The organism is Vibrio sp. 10N.261.46.A3, from assembly GCF_041472995.1.
Lineage (GTDB): Bacteria > Pseudomonadota > Gammaproteobacteria > Enterobacterales > Vibrionaceae > Vibrio > Vibrio coralliirubri.
In genome coordinates, this window is sequence record NZ_JBFRRH010000083.1 from 38,853 (window position 1) to 60,980 (window position 22,128).

General features: G+C 47.5%; 7 protein-coding genes. 4 read left to right on the forward strand and 3 right to left on the reverse strand.

The window, feature by feature from the left end; genetic code table 11:
- The first annotated feature begins 480 nt into the window (after positions 1-480).
- The 4 genes from AB4484_RS19440 to pfaD are packed head-to-tail and all read left to right on the forward strand — an operon-like array spanning position 481 to position 18,036.
- Positions 481-8,316, forward strand: coding sequence for a phosphopantetheine-binding protein (locus tag AB4484_RS19440; RefSeq protein WP_372079875.1), 7,836 nt, complete (start codon positions 481-483; stop codon positions 8,314-8,316).
- Positions 8,316-10,373 (forward strand): PfaB family protein, encoded by a 2,058-nt coding sequence (locus AB4484_RS19445; RefSeq protein WP_372079877.1) that lies wholly within the window; start codon positions 8,316-8,318, stop codon positions 10,371-10,373. Before AB4484_RS19440 ends, AB4484_RS19445 begins: the two co-directional genes overlap by 1 nt.
- Positions 10,370-16,354 carry a beta-ketoacyl synthase N-terminal-like domain-containing protein gene (locus AB4484_RS19450; protein ID WP_372079879.1) on the forward strand — a complete coding sequence of 1,995 codons (5,985 nt, stop codon included), beginning with the start codon at positions 10,370-10,372 and terminating at the stop codon, positions 16,352-16,354. Before AB4484_RS19445 ends, AB4484_RS19450 begins: the two co-directional genes overlap by 4 nt.
- A 44-nt stretch (positions 16,355-16,398) precedes the next feature.
- Positions 16,399-18,036, forward strand: a complete 1,638-nt coding sequence (gene pfaD / locus AB4484_RS19455) for an eicosapentaenoate synthase subunit PfaD (protein ID WP_057622911.1) — start codon at positions 16,399-16,401, stop codon at positions 18,034-18,036.
- Positions 18,037-18,132: 96 nt separating this feature from the next.
- Here the strand turns inward: pfaD and hflX are convergent, their stop codons facing one another.
- From hflX to AB4484_RS19470, 3 genes are all read right to left on the reverse strand, one after another.
- Positions 18,133-19,500, reverse strand: a complete 1,368-nt coding sequence (gene hflX / locus AB4484_RS19460; protein ID WP_017056924.1) for a GTPase HflX — start codon at positions 19,498-19,500, stop codon at positions 18,133-18,135.
- Positions 19,501-19,725: 225 nt separating this feature from the next.
- Positions 19,726-20,871 carry a S8 family serine peptidase gene (locus AB4484_RS19465; protein ID WP_248369580.1) on the reverse strand — a complete coding sequence of 382 codons (1,146 nt, stop codon included), beginning with the start codon at positions 20,869-20,871 and terminating at the stop codon, positions 19,726-19,728.
- 140 nt (positions 20,872-21,011) lie between these two features.
- Positions 21,012-22,124, reverse strand: a complete 1,113-nt coding sequence (locus AB4484_RS19470; RefSeq protein ID WP_372079881.1) for an ABC transporter ATP-binding protein — start codon at positions 22,122-22,124, stop codon at positions 21,012-21,014.
- Positions 22,125-22,128 lie beyond the last annotated feature (4 nt).

Consider the following 22,128-nt stretch of genomic DNA (forward strand, 5'->3'; position numbering starts at 1 on the left):
ACCAAGTCAAAAAATAGAGCATAAACACTAAAAAACCACTTATACCCATTAATTATCAATAAGTTAATTACATTAAAAATACAAAAAACAAAAGTTCAGTAAAATCATCTGGTCTGAACAGATCATAGTGGCCTCTGGGAGCATTGTATCGGCCACTCACCTCGGGTAGCCTGCTCAACCATTAAACAAAATCACACGTTTTTATTGCGGATACCTGCTTTGCATAAAGCAGTACTTTGGACAGGATTTAAATGGACATTAACCTCACATTCGAATGCCCTCTTCTCGCATGAAAAACGTAATCAACCCCTGCAAGTCACTGTACTTCGCACCCCCTATTTCAGTCAGGTGGCCGACTTTCGGTAGCCTTACTCTTCAGCTGCGTTTGCCCAAATCTGTCTCAGATTTATTTTCGATTTATTTAAAAGCGCAGCCTCAAAACACGACATCGCCCTCAGTGATTTCAAGTGGAGACTCATAATGAGCCAACCCGAAAAAAATACACCGGAATCAGTCGACGACACTCGACTTAATAAACGCCTTAAAGACATGCCAATTGCTATCGTTGGTATGGCAAGCATGTTTGCGAACTCTCGCTACCTAAACAAATTCTGGGATTTGATCAGCGAAAAGATCGATGCAATTACCGAAGTGCCTGATACACACTGGCGCCCAGAAGATTACTACGATTCAGATCGTACTACGCCAGACAAGTCTTACTGTAAGCGCGGCGGTTTCATCCCAGAAGTTGACTTCAACCCTATGGAATTCGGTCTTCCGCCAAATATCCTAGAACTGACTGATACGTCACAGCTACTTTCTCTGATCGTGGCAAAAGAAGTACTTGAAGATGCGAAACTTCCTGAAGGTTACGATCGCGATAAGATCGGTATTACACTCGGTGTAGGCGGTGGTCAGAAGATCGCTCAAAGCTTGAATGCTCGTCTCCAATACCCTGTTTTGAAAAAAGTCTTCAAGAGCAGTGGCATCAACGACGAAGACAGCGAAATGCTGATCAAAAAATTCCAAGACCAATACATCCACTGGGAAGAAAACTCATTCCCTGGTTCATTGGGTAACGTAATTTCAGGTCGTATTGCTAACCGCTTTGACCTTGGTGGCATTAACTGTGTGGTAGACGCTGCGTGTGCAGGTTCTCTAGCCGCAATGCGCATGGCCCTAAGCGAGCTGGTTGAAGGCCGCAGTGAAATGATGATCACAGGTGGTGTTTGTACTGATAACTCACCAACCATGTACATGAGCTTCTCTAAAACCCCAGCATTTACCACCAATGAAACCATTCAACCTTTCGATATCGACTCAAAAGGCATGATGATTGGTGAAGGCATCGGCATGGTTGCTCTGAAGCGTCTTGAAGATGCTGAACGAGACGGCGACCGTATCTACTCAGTGATTAAAGGTGTCGGTTCTTCTTCGGATGGTAAGTTCAAGAGTATTTACGCACCTCGCCCTGAAGGACAAGCAAAAGCACTCAAACGTGCTTACGACGATGCTGGTTTCGCACCGCACACGCTTGGCCTTTTAGAAGCGCACGGCACAGGTACAGCAGCGGGTGACGTTGCTGAATTCGGTGGCTTGAACTCGGTATTCAGCGAGAACAATGAAGAGAAGCAACACATTGCGTTAGGCTCTGTGAAATCTCAGATTGGCCACACCAAATCAACTGCGGGTACCGCAGGTTTAATCAAAGCTGCACTGGCACTGCACCATAAGGTACTGCCGCCAACGATCAACGTATCGGCTCCAAATCCTAAATTGGATATCGAAAACTCTCCGTTCTACCTAAACACACAAACTCGTCCTTGGATGAAACGTGTCGACGGCACACCACGCCGTGCAGGTATTAGCTCATTTGGTTTTGGTGGCACTAACTTCCACGTTGTATTGGAAGAGTACACGCCAGAGCACGCTCGCGGTGACAAATACCGTCAACGCCAAGTGCCACAAACTCTATTATTCAGCGCAGAATCTCGTCAAGCATTGATCAGTGAATTGAAGCAGGTTTCAACTCAAGCTACCGATGCTGCGTTCAAACTGGAAGCGCTTGCAGAACAACACGCTCTACGCGAAATTGACGCTAAACACGCTCGTCTTGGTTTAGTTGTCACTGACCAAGCAGACCTTCAAGCTCAACTGACTCAAGCGGTTTCTATGCTTGAGAGCCAAACCAAAACACATTGGCAGATGCCAAACGGTACTAGCTACCGTGAGTCAGCACTGATTGCTGAAAACGGCACTGGTAAAGTAGCAGCTCTGTTTGCGGGTCAAGGTTCACAATACCTAAACATGGGTCGCGAGCTTGCTTGTCATTACCCAGAGATGCGCCAACAGCTTGCTCAAGCGGATCAAGTATTTGGTCAGCACAAGAAAACGGCTCTATCGCAAATTCTGTTCCCAATTCCAACCTTCACACCAGAAGCAACCAAAGCTCAAGAAGCGGTGTTAACCAACACGGCCAATGCGCAAAGTGCGATTGGCACTGTGTCTATGGGTCAGTTCGACATCATGACTCAAGCTGGCTTCAAAGCCGACATGGTCGCAGGCCACAGCTTTGGTGAACTAAGCGCACTATGTGCTTCGGGTGTTATCTCGCAAGACGATTACTACCAGCTAGCTTTCGCTCGTGGCGATGCGATGGCTGCGACACCTGAACAAGGCGACAGCGGTACTATGTTTGCGGTCATCCTAGACGCAGACAAGCTTCCAGCCGTTGAAAGCTGCATCAGCCAATTCGAAGGCGTGAGTATTGCCAACTACAACGCTCCGACTCAACTGGTTATTGCAGGTCCAACTGCGACGGTTCAACAAGCAGCACAAGCGCTAACTGAACAAGGCTTCAAAGCAATTGCTCTGCCAGTGTCTGGTGCTTTCCACACACCGCTTGTTGCTCACGCTCAAAAACCATTTGCTGCTGCAATTGATAAAGCTTCATTCAGCGCTCCAACGCTGCCGCTTTACTCAAACGCAACGGGCAAGCTACACAGCAAAGACGCTAAAGCTATCAAGAAAGCGTTCAAGCAACACATGCTGCAATCGGTTCGTTTCAGCGAGCAAATTGAAGCGATGTATCAAGCAGGTGCTCGTGTATTCGTTGAGTTCGGTCCAAAGAACATTCTTCAAAAGCTGGTTGAAAAAACACTGGCTGATAAGAACGAAGAACTTTACGCAATCAGCATCAACCCAAGCCCTAAAGGCGACAGTGACCAACAACTTCGCTTAGCTGCGGTTCAACTTTGCGTGGCTGGTGTTTCATTAGACAACATTGACCCTTACCAAGCTGACATCGATGAACCGGCAAAGGCATCACCAATGAACATCAAGCTGAATGCAACCAACTACATCAGCCCAGCTACTCGTAAGAAAATGGATCAATCATTGGCTTCAGGCAACGTCACCGAAAAGACTGAGATTGTTGAAGTGAAAGTTGAAGTCGAGAAAATCGTGGAAAAAGAAGTGATTAAAACAGAAATCGTTGAAGTACCTGTGGCTGCTCCTCAAGCTTCAAATGTACAACAGTCAGCTGCACCAAGCGCACAAGTAGTAGCGACAGCAACTCAGCAGCCACAAGTGTCACAACCGGCACCAGCGACTATTCAGCCAGCAGCTTCAGTAACGGTTGATGAGTCTTCACTGCAATCATTCTTCAATGCTCAACAACAAGCAGCAGAAGTACATCAGCAGTTCCTTGCGATTCCTCAGCAATACGGTGACACATTCAATACCCTAATGTCTGAGCAAGCGAAAATGGCAACAGCAGGCGTAGCAATTCCTGAGAACCTGCAACGTTCTATGGAGATGTTTCACCAGCACCAAGCTGAAACGCTAAAAGCTCACGCTCATTACCTAGAAATGCAAGCGCACAGCAACAACTCAGCACTTAATATGCTGACGCAAGGTTCAGTACAAACGGCACAACCAACCTTCATTGCGCCAGCAAATGCTCAACCAGCGATTCAGGCTCCAGCGACTCCAGCAGCTATCGTCCAACAGCCTGTGGCTCAAGTACAAACTGCTCCTGTACAAGCGGCGCCAGTTCAAGCTGCACCGCTTCAAAAGACAGCAGCTCAACAAGCTCCAGTACAGAAAGCCACTCCTGCACCACAAGTAGTGGCTCAAGCAGCAGCACCTGTTGCAGCTCAACCTGTGCTAGTTAAAGCGCAACCGGCTCCTGTGGCTGCACCAGTAGCAGTACAAACAGCCGATGCTGAAAAAGTGATGCTAGAAGTAGTTGCTGAGAAAACGGGCTACCCAACGGAAATGCTTGATCTAGAAATGGACATGGAAGCAGACCTTGGTATCGACTCAATCAAGCGCGTAGAGATCCTTGGTACCGTTCAAGACGAAATGCCAAACCTACCTGAGCTGAATCCTGAAGATTTGGCTGAGTGTCGTACTCTTGGTGAAATCGTTACTTACATGAACAGCAAGATGCCTTCTGGAGTTTCAGCTAATGAAGCCGCACCAGTTCAAGCAGTTGCTGAAGCTAACGGTCTTGATGCAAAAGTCGTTCAACAAACCATGCTAGAAGTGGTTGCTGAGAAGACAGGTTACCCAACGGAAATGCTTGATCTAGAAATGGATATGGAAGCAGACCTTGGTATCGACTCAATTAAGCGTGTTGAGATTCTTGGTACGGTTCAAGATGAACTGCCGACTCTTCCAGAGCTCAACCCTGAAGACTTAGCTGAGTGTCGTACTCTTGGCGAAATTGTTGACTACATGAACAGCAAGCTTCCGACTTCTGCACCAGTTGCAGCACAAACGGAACTAGTGGCGCCAGCAGCAGCTAACAACGGACTAGATGCGGCTGTCGTTCAAAAAACCATGTTAGAAGTAGTCGCAGAGAAAACGGGCTACCCGACTGAAATGCTCGACCTAGCAATGGATATGGAAGCCGACCTTGGTATCGACTCAATCAAGCGTGTTGAAATTCTAGGTACAGTTCAAGACGAGCTACCGACTCTTCCAGAGCTAAACCCTGAAGATCTCGCTGAGTGTCGTACTCTAGGTGAAATTGTTGACTACATGAACAGTAAGCTTCCAGCTTCGGCTCCAGTAGCGGCTCAAGTATCTGCACCAGCGCAAGCAGTTTCAAACGGTTTAAACGCAGAGCAAGTTCAAAGCACAATGCTGAGCGTAGTGGCTGATAAAACGGGCTACCCAACGGAAATGCTCGACCTAGCAATGGACATGGAAGCAGACCTTGGCATCGACTCAATCAAACGTGTTGAGATCCTTGGTACAGTTCAAGACCAGCTACCAACACTGCCAGAGCTAAACCCTGAAGATTTGGCTGAGTGTCGTACTCTGGGTGAAATCGTTGACTACATGAATAGTAAGCTAGGCGCTACTGCTACTACGAGTACAGAAGTCGCTGCAGCAAATGCAGAAAGCACGAGCAACGACCTAAACCCTGCTCATGTTCAATCAACAATGATGGAAGTGGTTGCCGACAAAACAGGTTACCCAGCAGAAATGCTCGACCTAGCGATGGATATGGAAGCTGACCTTGGCATCGACTCTATCAAACGCGTTGAAATTCTAGGTACAGTTCAAGACCAGCTACCAACGCTGCCAGAGCTAAACCCTGAAGACTTAGCTGAGTGTCGTACGCTTGGTGAAATCGTTACCTACATGCAAAGCAAGCTATCTGCAGCTGCACCCGTAGCGACTCCAAAAGCTGAATCAGTAACGCCTATCGCAGAAACAGCGACAGCGGAACTTCCTCCACACAATGAGGTAGCGCTAAAAAAGCTACCAGCGGCAGATAAACTCGTCGATTGTTTCTCAAAAGACGCTTGTGTCGTGATCACAGATGATGGTCACAACGCTGGTGTTCTAGCAGAAAAGTTGACCGCTAACGGCATCCAAGTTGCTGTAGTGCGTAGTGCTCTTTCTGCCGCATCACCTTTAAACAGTGAAATCGCAAGCTACACACTCAACAGCGTTGACGATGCTGGTGTGACTTCGGTTATTAACGACATCGAAGCAGACCTTAAAACGTCGAACAAAGTGATTGCAGGCTTCATTCACCTACAAGCTATCGTTGATGCAAAACAAAGCAACGAGCGAGCGGTTAACTTGAATGCAGACTCAAGAACTTCATTGACGACAGCGTTCTTATTCGCCAAGCACCTAAATGGCCAACTAAATGCCGTTTCTGGTCGCAGTGTGTTCTTCACACTAAGCCGTATCGATGGTGGCTTTGGTTACCTAGATACTAAGCAACTAGCGAATGCAGAACTCAACCAAGCAGCGTTGTCTGGTCTCACTAAGACACTGAGCCATGAATGGTCAAACGTATTCTGCCGAGCATTGGATGCTGACGCTTCTATTGATGCTCGTCACCTAGCTGAAGCTATCACTGGCGAACTGTTCGATATCGATACCAACACGGTTGAAATCGGCCTTAGCCATTCGGAGAACGGTGAATCTGGTCGTGCAACATTGATTGCTGCAACACCAGGTGCAGCACAAACCAAAAACGCAGGCGCTCAACTCACCAAGAGCGACAAAGTTCTGGTGACGGGTGGCGCTAAAGGCGTGACGTTTGAATGTGCACTAACACTTGCTAAGCAATGTAAGTCTCACTTCATTCTTGCAGGTCGTAGCAAACACATTACATCACAAGAGCTACCTCAATGGGCTCAAGACAAGCAAGAGAAAGAGCTAAAACCAGCGGCTATCGCTCACCTACAAGCAACAGGTGACAAACCAACGCCGAAGAAAGTTGATGCCTTGCTAAAACCTGTATTGAGCAGCCTTGAAATCAACGCAGCACTTGCCGCCTTCAACGAGATTGGCGCGAGCGCTGAATACCTAAGCCTAGATGTATCGAACCATGAGTCAGTAGCAAAAACGCTGGCGAATTTCGAAGGCATCACAGGTCTTATCCACGGTGCAGGTGTACTGGCTGACAAACACATTCAAGACAAAACGCTTGATGAACTGAACATGGTTTACGGCACGAAAGTGGGCGGATTAGAAGCAGTTCTTGGTGGTCTTGATAGCAGCAAGCTAAAACTGATTGCGATGTTCTCTTCGGCGGCGGGTTTCTACGGAAACACAGGCCAAAGTGATTACTCAATGTCTAACGAGATCCTAAACAAAGCGGCTCTGCAACTGTCTGCGCGTAACCCTCAAGCGAAAGTGATGAGCTTCAACTGGGGACCGTGGGACGGCGGCATGGTCAACGCGGCGCTGAAGCGTATGTTTACAGAGCGCGGTGTTTACGTGATTCCTCTTCAGGCAGGTGCGGAGCTATTTAGTTCTCAACTACTGAACGAAACTGGCATTCAATTGCTGGTTGGCACGAGCATGCAAGGTTCTGACAACAAGGAAGCTGCTGTAAAAAAGCTTAATGCGGAGTCTGTGCATCTTGCAGAGAGTCCGCTGAATACAAGCATTACTGTGACACGTCATCTTGATCCAAAGGCATTGCCTTTCATTCAAGATCACTGCATTGCCGGTAACCCAGTGTTACCGACAGTGTGTGCCATCCAATGGATGCGTGAAGTCGCTGAGCAACTGTTAGGGGTGAACGTTAGCGTTCACAACTACAAACTGCTGAAAGGTGTGATTTTTGATACTGATGAAGTGCAAGAGCTGAAACTGGTTCTTTCCTCTGATGCTAAATCAAAAGGTCAGCTAAAAGCGTTGATCAGTTGCCAAGGGCGACCACAGTATCAAGCTCAGTTGCAAGTTGCCTCTGTGCAAGTGTCTGAATATGTTCAACAAGCGTCGACAAAGCGCTTTGAAGCCAACACTTCAGCACCTGTAACAACGGCACAAGCTCTATACAGTGACGGCACTCTGTTTCACGGACCAAGACTGCAAGGTATTACCTCAGTCGAACGCTTTGACGACTTAGGCTTATTGGCTCAATGCCAGTTGCCTCAGATTGAAAATAGCGACTGCGGCTCATTTATTCCTAAGCAAGGTTTTGGCGATAGCCAGCCATTTGCTGAAGATTATCTGTTGCAAGCCATGCTGGTATGGGCTCGATTGAAATACGGCGCGGCAAGCCTACCGTCGGCAATCGGTGAGTTTGTTTGTTACGCACCAATGCTCAATGGTGATCAAGGTTGGCTAGAGCTCAGCGTAATAAAAAGCACGGCTCGTTCACTGCAGGCTGATATCTCGCTTTACCACCAAGATGGTCGTTTAAGCGCGGTAATGAAAGGTGCAAAAGTCACCATCAGCAAGAGTTTAAATGACGCATTTTTGCCGAAATCTAGCTCAGCAGTATCGAAGAAAGAGGCGACTAAGAACGCAGAAAAGGAGCAATTGTCATAGTGACTGTTCCTTCTAATAAAGCGATGCCATTGCGCATCGCTCTTTTAGCTCAGCCAGCAAACGCGGCTGAGCTTTCTGCCGGCTTATTCCTCTCGTTCCCAGATATGATAACTGTTGTGGTTGATGGCAATTTTAATCAAGCACTTAGCCGTGCGATTGAGACTGTAAATCAAGGCACTGCTGTTAAACTCTGTTTGGATTCTCACTCACCATCATTGTTGATGTTGAGTGCGCTGAATGCTGCTCAGAATAAGATTCACCCACACGCGAATTTAGCGGGCTTTGCCGAAACTCTCGATCTAGATAATGGAGATAGCGTTCCGCTTGCTCTAGAGATGTCACGCCGCCCCGCTTCAGATTTAAGCCATCAACAACAATACTCAACCCTATCTGCTTCGCAGCAGTTTAATGAGTTGTTGAATATGATTGAGGCGATATCGAGCCGTTCATTGCCGAGCTATTCATTACCGAGCCATTATTGGTTCACTGAGCCGAACAAAGCACGTGTTGCTGCGTTAACTTTCAGTGACGATAGCCAAAAAGCCACCAGCCTGATATTGACTCAAGCGACCGGTTTGCAAGAACCAAAGCCACTGCTATCGAGCGAGCGTTTGATGTTTGTGGTTTCTGGCTACGACCAAGCCGAATTGGTTTCTCAGTTAACCTCGTTAAGAGTGGAGCTTCAATGCGTTAACGAAGCGGCAGACAGCGAACTTGCTATCGCCAGCTTGATGCATTCAAACCTAAGCCATTTCCAAAGCGCTCAACACAATATTGGCCTTGGTGCGAATATCGTGATTCAGGCAGCTTCAATTGATGCTGCACTACAAGAGATCACAGCGCTAGAAAATGCGTTGCCAAAAGTAATGGCTGACAATAGCCACTACAAAACGCCAGCAGGCAGTTGTTTCTCACCGAAGCCTCAAAGCAAAGGTGGCGTTGCATTTGTTTACCCTGGTGTTGGCACGGTTTATCCCGGTATGTTGCGCGATTTTCACCACCATTTCCCACAGTTATTTGCTCGTTTAGAACGTGAAGGTAACTTGAAAGAGATGCTGCAGGCAGAGAAAACCTACGCTGAAGACTCGCAAGAAATGTCGCTCAGTGAATTGGCAATTGCCGGTGTAGGCAGTAGTTATCTGTTAACACAACTGCTATGTGATGAATTCAAAGTGCAGCCAGACTTCGCCTTGGGTTACTCCAAGGGTGAAGCTTCCATGTGGGCCAGCTTAAATGTTTGGAAAAACCCACATGCGCTGATTGAGATGACTCAAACCAGTCCTATCTTCACCACGGCTATTTCTGGCGAACTCACCGCAGTACGTCAAGATTGGCAGCTAAACAGCGACGAAAGCATCCAATGGAATAGCTTTGTGGTTCGCAGTGATGCACAAGCGATTGAGGCTCTGCTACCAGAGTTCCCACGCGCTTACCTTGCGATTATCCAAGGTGACACCTGCGTACTGGCCGGTTGTGAAAGTACCTGTCGTGCTCTGCTCAAGAAACTGGGTAAACGTGGCATTGCCGCTAACCGTGTTACTGCAATGCACACCACGCCAGCGTTGAGCCAGCATAGCCAAGTGCAGGAGTTTTACACGCAACCACTGTTTGACGAGTTGCCAAAACATATCCGCTTTATCAGCGCAGCAGGTCTACCGACTTGCGCACCAATCAATATCGATAGCGACAGCATCGCCCTTTCGATTGCCGACACCTTCTGTTCAACGCTGGATTTCACCGCGCTGATCCAGAGTGCTCGTCAACAAGGTGTGCGCCTGTTTGTCGAAGTAGGTGCCGATCGTCAAACCAGCACATTGATCGACAAGATCAATCGTAGCGACGACGTAGCTGACCAGTACTGCACAATCGCTTCCAATGCCAAAGGCGGTGACGATGTTGTCACGCTCATCAAATGCATTGGTCAGCTCATTACTCATCAAATTCCACTGTCTGTCGAGCCTCTTATTCAAGGGTTAGAACAACAGATCACCACCGCTAAGCAATTAAGTGGTGTGTCTCAAGGCAGCGCAGTGAATCATCAAGGAGAGCTAGTATGAGTTCTCAATCGAAGCCATCTCAATGTCAAGCTCAAGCTCAAGCTCAAACTAAGAACAAACAGCAAGTGAAGTGCAATAAGATCGCGATTGTCGGTATTGCTAACCAATACCCAGAAGCGGATACGCCAAAAGACTTTTGGCAAAACTTGCTGAATAAAAAAGATTCTCGAACCACATTAAGCGCTGAAAAGTTAGGTGCTAAACCTGAAAGCTATCAGGGTGTGCAAGGTGAGTCAGACCGCTTTTACTGTGATAAAGGCGGCTACATCGAAAATTTCAATTTCGACAGCAATGGCTACCGCTTAACAGCAGAGTCGTTCAACGGTGTTGACCAGAGTTTCCTATGGGCTCTGGATACCAGTCGTAAGGCGTTAATCGACGCAGGCATTGATCTGAATGCCGATGTTTTAGAGCGCACAGGCGTGATCATGGGTGCCCTTTCGTTCCCAACCACACGCTCAAACGATCTGTTTCTGCCGATGTATCACTCGGTGGTCGAGAAAGCACTACAAGCTAAATTGGCTAATGACCAATTTTCATTGCTACCAACCAATGAAACCGCGCAAGACCTCAACCCGATCAACGGCGCTGCAGCGCATAACGCCTCTAAGTTAGTGGCTGATGCGCTAGGTCTAGGCAACGTACAACTTAGCCTAGATGCGGCATGTGCAAGTTCAGTATATTCATTGAAACTAGCGTGTGATTACTTGAACACAGGCAAAGCCGACATGATGTTGGCAGGCGCGGTATCCGGTGCTGACCCATTCTTCATCAACATGGGTTTCTCCATTTTCCACGCTTACCCAGACCACGGTGTTTCGGTTCCGTTTGATAGCAACAGTAAAGGCTTGTTTGCTGGCGAAGGCGCTGGTGTGTTAGTGCTAAAACGCTTAGCTGATGCAGAGCGTGATGGCGACAACATTTATGCGGTCGTTAGCGGCATTGGATTGTCGAACGATGGCCGTGGCCAGTTCGTATTAAGTCCAAACAGCAAAGGACAAGTGCAAGCCTTTGAACGCGCATACGAGGCTTCGAACTTATCACCAGACAGCATTGAAGTGATTGAGTGTCACGCAACCGGTACACCATTAGGTGACAAGGTTGAGTTAACCTCAATGGAGCGTTTCTTTGCTGACAAATTGAATGGTTCGAACCCGCCATTGATTGGCTCTGCTAAGTCCAACCTCGGTCACTTGCTGACTGCGGCGGGTATGCCAGGGATCATGAAAATGATCTTTGCGATGAAAGAAGGTGTGCTTCCGCCAAGTATTAACTTGGATAAGCCACTATCGTCGCCAGAAGGTTTATTTGGCTCACAGACTCTGCCAACGCAGGTTCAATCTTGGCCAAGTAAAGCGGGCAACTCAGAGCGCTGTGCGGGTGTTTCTGTCTTTGGTTTCGGTGGCTGTAACGCTCACTTACTGCTTGAAGCGTATTCAGACACCAGTCATGTAAACCCGACTCAAGAGTCAGCGTCTCCAAGCCTACAACCATCTAATTTAAGCATTACTGGTCTAGCGTCTCACTTTGGTTCTCTGCAGAGCATCAACGCGCTAAGCACTGCGATTGAGACCAACAACGATGCTTTCATTGCCTTGCCTAAGAAGCGCTGGAAAGGCTTAGACCAACATCCAGAACTACTGAATCAGTTTGGTTTACACGGTATTCCAAATGGCGCGTACATCGATCAATTCGATCTCGATTTCCTGCGCTTCAAAGTGCCGCCAAATGAAGATGACCGTTTGATCTCTCAGCAGTTGCTACTGATGAAAGTTGCAGACGAAGCCATCAAAGATGCCAAGCTTGTTGCAGGCCAAAAGGTTGCGGTTTTAGTTGCGATGGAAACAGAGCTTGAGATGCACCAATTCCGTGGACGCGTAAACCTGCATAGCCAACTGGCTGATAGCTTTGCCAACATGGGTATTGAGCTAACACAAGACGAATACCAAGCGCTAGAGACCATCGCGATGGACAGTGTGATGGACGCAGCCAAGCTGAACCAATACACCAGTTTCATCGGTAATATCATGGCTTCGCGTATCTCTTCATTGTGGGACTTTAACGGCCCTGCCTTTACGATTTCATCCGCTGAACAGTCGGTTGCTCGTTGTATCGATGTCGCACAAAACCTAATGTCGCAAGAATCAATGGATGCCGTTGTAATTGCAGCCGTTGACCTAAGCGGCAGTGCAGAACATGTGATTCTGAAGAACAGCGTAAGCCCAGTGACGCTAGCTCCAAAATTCGGACAGCTGCAAGATGGCAGTTGGAATGTCGGTGAAGGTGCAGGTGCGATTGTTCTTGTTGAAGAAAACCAAGTAGCGAGCAACCAAGATGCGGCTTACGGCAGCATCAACGCCTTAGCTTTTGGTTCAAGCGAGAATAACAACGCCGTTGTTGATGAGTTACTGACTCAAGTCGGTATGAGCTCGAACGATGTTTCTCTGCTTGAGCTTAACCATGCACCAGAATCTTCATCTCATCAGTTTTCGTCTCTAAGTTTAGGGAACACAAAGACTACTCAAGCAAGTCAACGTGTGGGTCATTGCTCTGCTGCTTCTGGTATGGCAAGCCTGCTACACGGTCTGCTCAACCTGAACCTTGCACCTCTGAATCCGAATGTCAGTTCTAAGAGCGCGATTGTTGCCAACATCAGCGAAGGACAATGTTCACAGCTGCTACTAAGCCAATCGAGTGTTGAATCTCAATCACTTTCCGTTCGTTTAAGCAATGAACTGGCGAGCGATGCTAAACGTCAATTAGTTAAGCAAGTGACTCTTGGTGGTCGTGATATCTATCAACATATTGCCCAAACCCCAGTGACCAACTTGGCAACGATTCAACAGAAAGCTTCTGGTAAACAAGCAGCAAGAGTGGCGTCGGTTCCAACGACAGCAAGCATTCAAGCAGCCCTTGCACAAAAAGAGTTAGAGAAGAATGCATTAGCGCAAAACGCGATAGAGCCAGTCATCGAAACTCCTACATCAGTATCCCCTACTCTGGCGCCAACTCGCCACAGTCAGCTAACAGGTAACCACAGCAATATGACTCATGTCCTATCCGCTAAAAATGGCGCGTCTCAAATCGACGCAGCTTCACAGCAGCCGCAAAATCTAAGCCAAAACCAAGCTTTTGCTCAAAACCAGCAAGCGGCTCAACAGGTACACAAAGCATTCCTGCACACACGTGCCCAAGGCATGCAGATGGCTGATGCGTTATTAAAAGCACAGCTAAACGCAGTGACATCTGGTTTAGATAGCAATGCCCTGATTCAACAAACGACCAGCCAACAAACAAATAGTCAACAAACGACTGGTCAACAAACGCCCGCTCAGCCTGTTCAAGCTCAACCGGCTCAGGTTTCGTCAACGCCAGTCAACGTACTTGCGACGCCAGCACCAGTAAAACCTATCCGTAAGCCATGTATCTGGGATTACGATGATCTGGTTGAATACGCTGAAGGCGATATTGCGAACGTATTTGGCCCTGATTACGCGATCATCGATAGCTACTCGCGTCGCGTTCGCTTGCCAACCACGGACTACCTACTCGTATCTCGTGTAACCAAGCTAAACGCGACCGTTAACGAGTACAAGCCAAGCACAATGACCACAGAATACGACATCCCAGTTGATGCGCCGTATCTTGTTGATGGTCAGATCCCTTGGGCTGTTGCAGTTGAATCTGGTCAGTGTGACCTAATGCTAATCAGCTACTTAGGTATTGATTTCGAAAACAAAGGTGAGCGTGTTTATCGCCTGCTTGATTGCACGCTGACCTTCCTTGGCGACTTGCCTCGTGGTGGCGATACACTGCGTTACGACATCTCAATCAACAACTTTGCTCGCAATGGCGACACGCTGCTGTTCTTCTTCTCGTACGAATGTTTCGTTGGCGACAAGATGATCCTGAAAATGGATAACGGCTGTGCGGGCTTCTTCACCGATGAAGAGTTGGCAGATGGCAAGGGTGTGATTCACACTGAAGATGAAATCAAGGCTCGTAAGCTTGCAACTAAGCAACGCTTCGATCCTATGTTGCACTGCCCTAAAACTCAGTTTAACCACCAAGAATTGCGTCATCTACTGACTGCCAACATTGCAGAATGTTTTGGTCCAACTCACCAATCCAATAGCCACCAGCCTTCTTTATGCTTCAGCTCAGAGAAGTTCATGATGATCGAAAAGGTTAGTCGTGTTGAACCACAAGGTGGCACATGGGGACTTGGTCTGATTGAAGGTCATAAGCAGCTAGAGCCTGAGCATTGGTACTTCCCTTGTCACTTCAAAGATGACTCCGTAATGGCTGGCTCTTTGATGGCAGAAGGTTGTGGTCAACTGCTTCAATTCTTCATGATGCACCTTGGCATGCACACGCTTGTTCAAAATGGTCGTTTCCAACCGCTTGAAAATGCGCCTCAACAAGTACGCTGTCGTGGTCAAGTTCTACCACAATCGGCAGAACTGACTTACCGCATGGAAGTGACCGAGATTGGTCTAAGCCCTCGCCCATACGCGAAAGCCAACATCGATATTTTACTCAACGGCAAAGTGATTGTTGATTTCCAAAACTTAGGTGTGATGATCAAAGAAGACGACGAATGTACTCGTTACCTACCGTCTTTAGAAACAGCTGTCGTGACCCCTGTTATTGAAAACTTGGGCCATACACCAGCAGTGAACCAACAGGCTTCAGCAAATGCGCCGTTGATGGCGCAAATTGAAGACCTAGAAACAGCGCCAAATAAAGGCGTGATTCCTCTTCAACACGTTGAAGCTCCGGTAACGCCTGATTACCCGAACCGCACACCCGATACGGTTCCATTCACGCCATACCACATGTTCGAATTCGCGACTGGCGACATCGAAAAATGTTTCGGCCCTGATTTCTCTATCTACCGTGGGATGATTCCACCACGTACTCCGTGTGGCGACTTGCAGTTAACCACTCGTGTCGTTGAGATCGACGGCAAGCGTGGCGACTTCAAGAAACCTTCATCGTGTATCGCTGAATACGAAGTGCCAGAAAATGCATGGTACTTTGATGAAAACAGCCACCATACCTTGATGCCTTATTCGGTGTTGATGGAGATTTCACTGCAGCCAAACGGCTTCATCTCTGGCTACATGGGCACCACACTAGGCTTCCCAGGTGAAGAACTGTTTTTCCGTAACCTAGACGGCAGCGGCAAAATGCTGCGTAACGTCGACTTGCGTGGCAAAACGATCACCAACGATTCTCGCCTGCTTTCAACCGTAATGATGGGTACAAACATCGTACAGAGCTTTAGCTTCGAGCTGAGCACTGACGGCGTGCCTTTCTACCAAGGTACAGCGGTATTTGGTTACTTCAAAGGCGCAGCACTGAAAGACCAACTTGGTTTGGACAACGGTAAGGTGACTCATCCTTGGCACGTTGATAACAACCGCACGCCGGATGTAAACATCAACCTGCTAGACAAAACAACGCGTTACTTCAATGCACCCGTTTCAGCTACAGGTGAAGTTCAAGAGCACTACAAATTGGCTGGCGGTCGTTTGAACTTTATCGATACCGTGCAGATCACTAGCGACGGTGGTAAAGACGGCCTTGGCTACCTATATGCAGAGCGTACGATTGACCCAAGCGATTGGTTCTTCCAATTCCACTTCCATCAAGACCCAGTAATGCCAGGTTCTCTAGGTGTCGAAGCGATCATCGAGTTGATGCAAACCTATGCGCTAAACAAAGATCTTGGCGCTGGCTTCCGCAATCCGAAGTTCGGTCAAATCCAATCTGAAGTGAAATGGAAATACCGTGGTCAGATTAACCCTCTGAACAAACAGATGTCTCTGGATGTACATATCACTGCGATTAAAGATGAAGACGGCAAACGCATCATCGTTGGCGACGCAAACCTGAGCAAAGATGGTCTGCGTATTTACGAAGTGAAAGACATCGCAATTTGTATCGAAGAAGCCCCTGCTATCGGTAGAGCTTAAGCCGCCATTAGTGACAGAGACAGAGAACTAGGAAAGAATTTAGTATGACAACTCAAACTACAATCAATAACGAAAAGCTATCTCCGTGGCCTTGGCAGATCGAAGAGAGCACAACGCGTTTCGATAACGCAGCAATGTCGACAATCTTGAAAGATTTAAGCCTTGCTTGTTACGTAGTGAACCACCCAGAAAAAGGCTTGGGCGTAAGCCAACAAGCTGAGATTGCATCAGGCGATTCAGCAAGCTCGGCGAACAGCCAACCTGTTAGCGCCTTTGCTCCCGCTCTTGGTACACAAAGCCTAGGCGACGAAGATTTTCGTCGCTGCCACGGCGTGAAATACGCTTACTACGCTGGCGCAATGGCAAATGGCATTTCATCTGAAGAGTTGGTGATTGCGCTTGGCCAAGCTGGCATTCTTTGTTCATTTGGCGCGGCGGGTTTAATCCCGTCTCGCGTTGAGCAAGCGATCAACCGCATTCAAGCTGCACTGCCAAACGGTCCTTACGCGTTTAACTTGATTCACAGCCCAAGCGAACCCGCGCTAGAACGCGGCAGTGTTGAGCTGTTTTTGAAGCACAAAGTGAAAACGGTTGAGGCTTCTGCTTTCTTAGGTTTAACACCACAAATCGTTCACTACCGTGCCGCTGGCCTTAGCCGTGATGCACAAGGTGAGATTCAGATTGGCAACAAGGTTATTGCTAAGGTAAGCCGTACTGAAGTCGCAAGTAAGTTCATGCAGCCCGCTCCTGTGAAAATGCTGCAAGCCTTGGTTGATGAAGGTCGAATCACAGCAGAACAGATGGAGCTAGCACAGTTGGTTCCAATGGCGGATGACATTACTGCAGAAGCGGATTCTGGTGGCCACACCGATAACCGCCCTCTGGTTACCCTGTTACCAACGATTCTTGCGTTGAAAGAACAGATCCAAGCTCAGTACCAATTCAAAACACCGCTGCGTGTTGGTTGTGGTGGTGGCGTAGGTACGCCTGACGCTGCTCTAGCAACGTTTAACATGGGTGCGGCATACATTGTTACCGGTTCAATCAACCAAGCGTGTGTTGAGGCTGGCGCGAGCGAGCACACACGTAAGCTGCTTTCGACAACCGAAATGGCTGACGTGACTATGGCTCCGGCGGCAGACATGTTCGAGATGGGTGTGAAGCTGCAAGTGGTTAAGCGCGGTACTTTGTTCCCAATGCGTGCAAACAAGCTTTACGAGATCTACACACGCTACGACTCAATTGAAGCGATTCCAGTTGAAGAACGTCAAAAGCTAGAGAAGCAGGTATTCCGTTCAACACTGGATGACATCTGGGCAGGTACAGTCGCGCACTTTAACGAGCGTGATCCTAAACAGATCGAACGTGCTGAAGGCAATCCGAAGCGTAAAATGGCACTGATCTTCCGTTGGTACTTGGGGCTTTCGAGCCGCTGGTCAAACACTGGCGAACAAGGTCGTGAAATGGATTATCAAGTATGGGCAGGCCCTGCACTAGGCGCATTCAACGCATGGGCAAAAGACAGCTACCTAGATGATTACCAACAGCGTAATGCAGTCGATCTAGCTAAGCATTTGATGCACGGTGCGGCTTACTTAGCACGTGTTAACCTGCTGACCTCACAAGGCATCAAGCTTGACCCAGAGTTAGCACGATGGAAACCGACGCAAAGAATGGCATAGTCATTTCAATACAGAGTTAATTAACTCAACGAATAAAAAAAGCGACCTTATCAGGTCGCTTTTCTTTTGGTCATTCTTCTTAAGCTAGCTAAAAGATTAAGACTTCTGCATACGCTTTTTCAGTCGAGCTAAGTCAATTTCACTAGAGCGAACGGTCAACTTAATACACTCGTAGTCGTACTCTTCTTTCACCACACTCATGTTTGAGCGAATCTCACCAATGATGCCTTGGCCAGAATAAGGAATCGTGATCTCTTCTTCGATCATGCCTTCTTCAGCAACACCAACGATGTACTTGTGCAGTTTCGTGATATCCAGAGGATCACGAGTTGACGTTAGCATCGCATCTGGGAATTCTTCGATCAGCTCTAATTGCTGCTCTTCAGTCAATCTATCGCACTTATTCAGCACTAATAGTTTTTCGCTGCCTTCAACGCCCACTTGAGCTAATACGTCGTGTACCACATCAAGTTGTGCGCGGAATGAAACGTCAGAAGCATCAACGACATAAAGCAGCAATGAAGCATCATGCGCTTCTGCTAGTGTTGAGTGGAACGAAGCAACCAGATCGTGTGGCAGTTTCTTGATGAAACCCACAGTATCCGAAACCAGAATACGCGGTTGAGTGATTGGCTGAAGCGCACGAACCGTAGTGTCTAGCGTTGCGAACAGTTTATCTTCACCCACCACTTCGGTTGCGGTCATTGCACGCATCATCGAAGATTTACCAGCATTGGTGTAGCCAACTAAAGCAACAGTGAAAAGCTCCGCGCGCCTTGTTCGTCGGGTCTTCATTTCATCTTGTACGCTTACTAGCTCACGCTTAAGCGCAGCAATTTGGTCACGTACGTTACGACGGTCTAGCTCTAGAGAAGTTTCACCGGCGCCCTGACCCATTTGACGCTCTTTATCACCCTCTGCCGTTTCACGAAGTCGTGGCACTAAGTAGTTTAGACGAGCGATATCAACTTGCAGGCGAGCAGTACGAGTACGAGCGTGACGGCTGAATATTTCGATGATGATGCCAGTACGGTCAAATACTTCCACACCCAAACTCGCCTCAACAGTACGCAGTTGAGATGGGCTTAAATCACAGTCAAAGACCACAACATCAGCGGCGCCGTATTGGAAATTGCCCGTTGGAAGATCATCAAAATCTAGCTCGTCGATTTCTGAATCAAATAGACCTGATTCATCAAGGAAGTCTTCATCTTCTGCTTCTTCAATCGAACCTTGGTAACCGGTTAGGTGAGCAATTTCCGCAAGCTTACCAGCACCCAACACGTTTTGTCGTTGAGCTGAACTGTGGTGCTGCGATTGAGTACCAACCACTTTAAACCCTAGGGTTGTTACTAAGCGAGCAAGTTCGGCAAGAGACTCTTTTGCTTCGTCACCTTTGAAGTCCGGTGTCGTAATAGAAATAAGTAAAGCGTTACTAGCTGAGGGTTTTGCTGTTAGTTTCATGTATTCTTCTGTTTATGCACCAAAGTGCAACCTAGTATTTGGTCTAAAGTTGACTCGATCCTACGCGTTTCTACGTCAGCTTTATATAGCCACATCACACTAAATATCAGCTTTGATGATAATTAACTGTCTACTCGATGATTATTCACAATAAAAAACGACCCATCAGGTCGCTTTTTATTGCCTACAACGGCATTTTTATACCTACTTAAACTATCAAACAAGTTAATTACTCACTGCAATAGGGTCAGGAGATCCGTCGGGATCATTATTCACATCCCCATCCAAAGAGAATGAGCCTCCGGTGGCTAACAGTACTCCACAAAAGTGAGGAGCCGCCATTGAGGTACCATTGTAAGAAACCGTTCCTCCGCCCGTTTTGGTCGATAACACATCGACTCCAGGTTGAGCGTAATCTACATCAGAGCCATAATTGGAAAAGTAAGCGAAATTATCGTTAGATTCACCAAATGCGGAAATAGTAAATATATTCGTGCCGTTGGTACTCGCTGGCGTAAACCCACTGGCATCCTGCCCTGAATTACCCGCTGCGATTGAGAAAAATATCCCTTGAGCAGCGGCCGTTTTAATCGCGCTATCCAAGGCGGCTGAATATCCAGCTCCTCCCAAACTCATATTGGCACAGTCACCAGAGTCACCATAACGAGCAACATGATCAACTCCTGCAATCACGCCCGACATTGAACCACTGCCGCTATTATCTAACACCCGTACTGGAATTACCTGTACACCAGGAGCAACACCAACGACATCAAAACCGTCATCATACGCACCAATCGTTCCTGCTACATGCGTGCCGTGACCATTACCATCGCTAGTATTGTTTTTCTTACCGCGAGTAAAGTTTGCCCCTCTAGATTTGTTTACATTTAAATCTGGGTGGTTACTGTCAATACCCGAGTCTATAACCCAAGCAACAGATGAGGAATTACTCATATCAACAGTACCACCGTTGACTCTGGTTACACCCCAAGGAACCTGCTGAACAGCTCGCTCAACACTATCTCCACCTCCGCCTCGATTAGGTTTACCTCCTCGCGGTAAAGCATGCATGATGATATCAGGCTCAATGTAATCAATCTCGGGGAACCTATTTTTAAGACCTTTGAGAGCTTGCTCTGGGACCTTAACAGAAAACCCTTTCAAGGCATGGCTATATTGATGACCAACTACACCACGCCCATTGGCAACTTCGCGCGCGATATCATTCGCCCGTGATTCCGATACACTCTGTTTTAAAACGACAATATAACTGTCTCTCAAATCATGATTAACAACAGCAGATACAGGAGAAGAAAGAAGAGCAAGTGACATTGCTCCTGCAAGTAATTGGACTCTCATTGCAGACATCCTTTTTATAAAAATTAATCTCCCATCAAGCATAGACTTTACTGAGTTTTTTATCATTAATGTGACAATTAACCTGTCTTAATACAAAAACACCCCATCAAACGATGAGGTGTTTGGTGAAACTAACTTGCTAGTAACACTTAGAAATCGATTCTCGCTTCCGTCTGAGCATCAAAGAATACAGCTTTGGATAGGTCAAAATGCAGTGGTGCCATTTGCCCAACCGACACCTCAAATTCCGGCGACAAGCGACACGCGACTTCTTGGTCATTCACTTTGACCATAGCGATAGTATCTGGCCCTGTCGGTTCCAATACCTCCAGCTGTAAGTCTAGCTTTGTGGAGGCAGAAACATCATCACCTTCCTGTTCGGTAATGTGTTCTGGACGCAGCCCAATCACCAACTCTTTGCCATCTTGGTCGCGCATACTTTGTGGCAAACGAATGTGGTGTTCTTGATCTGCGGTACCGACCACCTTAATGATCGGATTCTGTTCCTCATCCAAATCCACCATGGTTTTAATGAAGTTCATTGACGGTGACCCCATAAAGCCTGCTACGAACATATTGTTTGGCTTGGTGTAGATCTCTTGTGGTGTGCCTAACTGCTGCAGTTCACCGTCTTTCATTACTGCGATGCGATCCGCCAAAGTCATCGCTTCGATTTGATCATGGGTTACATAAACAATCGTGGTATTCAGCTTCTGGTGCAGACGTTTAATCTGATGACGCATCTCAACACGTAGCTTGGCATCCAAGTTCGAAAGCGGTTCATCAAATAGGTAAAGCTTAGGGCGACGAGCCAGAGCACGTCCCATCGCGACACGTTGACGCTGACCACCAGAAAGCTGCGATGGCTTACGATCCAGCAACTGTTCGATTTGCAGCATTTCAGCCACTCGATTTACTTCTGCATCGATCTCATCCTGAGGCATCTTACGAATCTTCAAACCGAAAGCGATATTGCCACGTACCGTCATGTTTGGATAAAGCGCGTAAGACTGAAATACCATCGCGATATCTCGGTCTTTAGGTTCAACCTGCGCAACGTCTATACCATCAATCACAATCTCACCCGAGCTAATATTCTCTAACCCTGCGATTGTGTTCATTAGGGTGGATTTTCCACACCCCGAAGGGCCGACAAGTATCAAAAATTCCCCCGAATCGATACTGATGTCGATGCCCTTTAACGTTTCGTTGTCCGCGTTGTGATAGGTTTTACGGATCTGTTTTAAATCTAATGTTGCCATGGGT

What these genes read in the sequence shown, in the direction of transcription:
- hflX (WP_017056924.1), bottom strand. Translation starts at nt 19,500, where the DNA reads ATGAAACTAACAGCAAAACCCTCAGCTAGTAACGCTTTACTTATTTCT.
- AB4484_RS19465 (WP_248369580.1), bottom strand. Translation starts at nt 20,871, where the DNA reads ATGTCTGCAATGAGAGTCCAATTACTTGCAGGAGCAATGTCACTTGCT.
- AB4484_RS19470 (WP_372079881.1), bottom strand. Translation starts at nt 22,124, where the DNA reads ATGGCAACATTAGATTTAAAACAGATCCGTAAAACCTATCACAACGCG.
- AB4484_RS19440 (WP_372079875.1), top strand. Translation starts at nt 481, where the DNA reads ATGAGCCAACCCGAAAAAAATACACCGGAATCAGTCGACGACACTCGA.
- AB4484_RS19450 (WP_372079879.1), top strand. Translation starts at nt 10,370, where the DNA reads ATGAGTTCTCAATCGAAGCCATCTCAATGTCAAGCTCAAGCTCAAGCT.
- pfaD (WP_057622911.1), top strand. Translation starts at nt 16,399, where the DNA reads ATGACAACTCAAACTACAATCAATAACGAAAAGCTATCTCCGTGGCCT.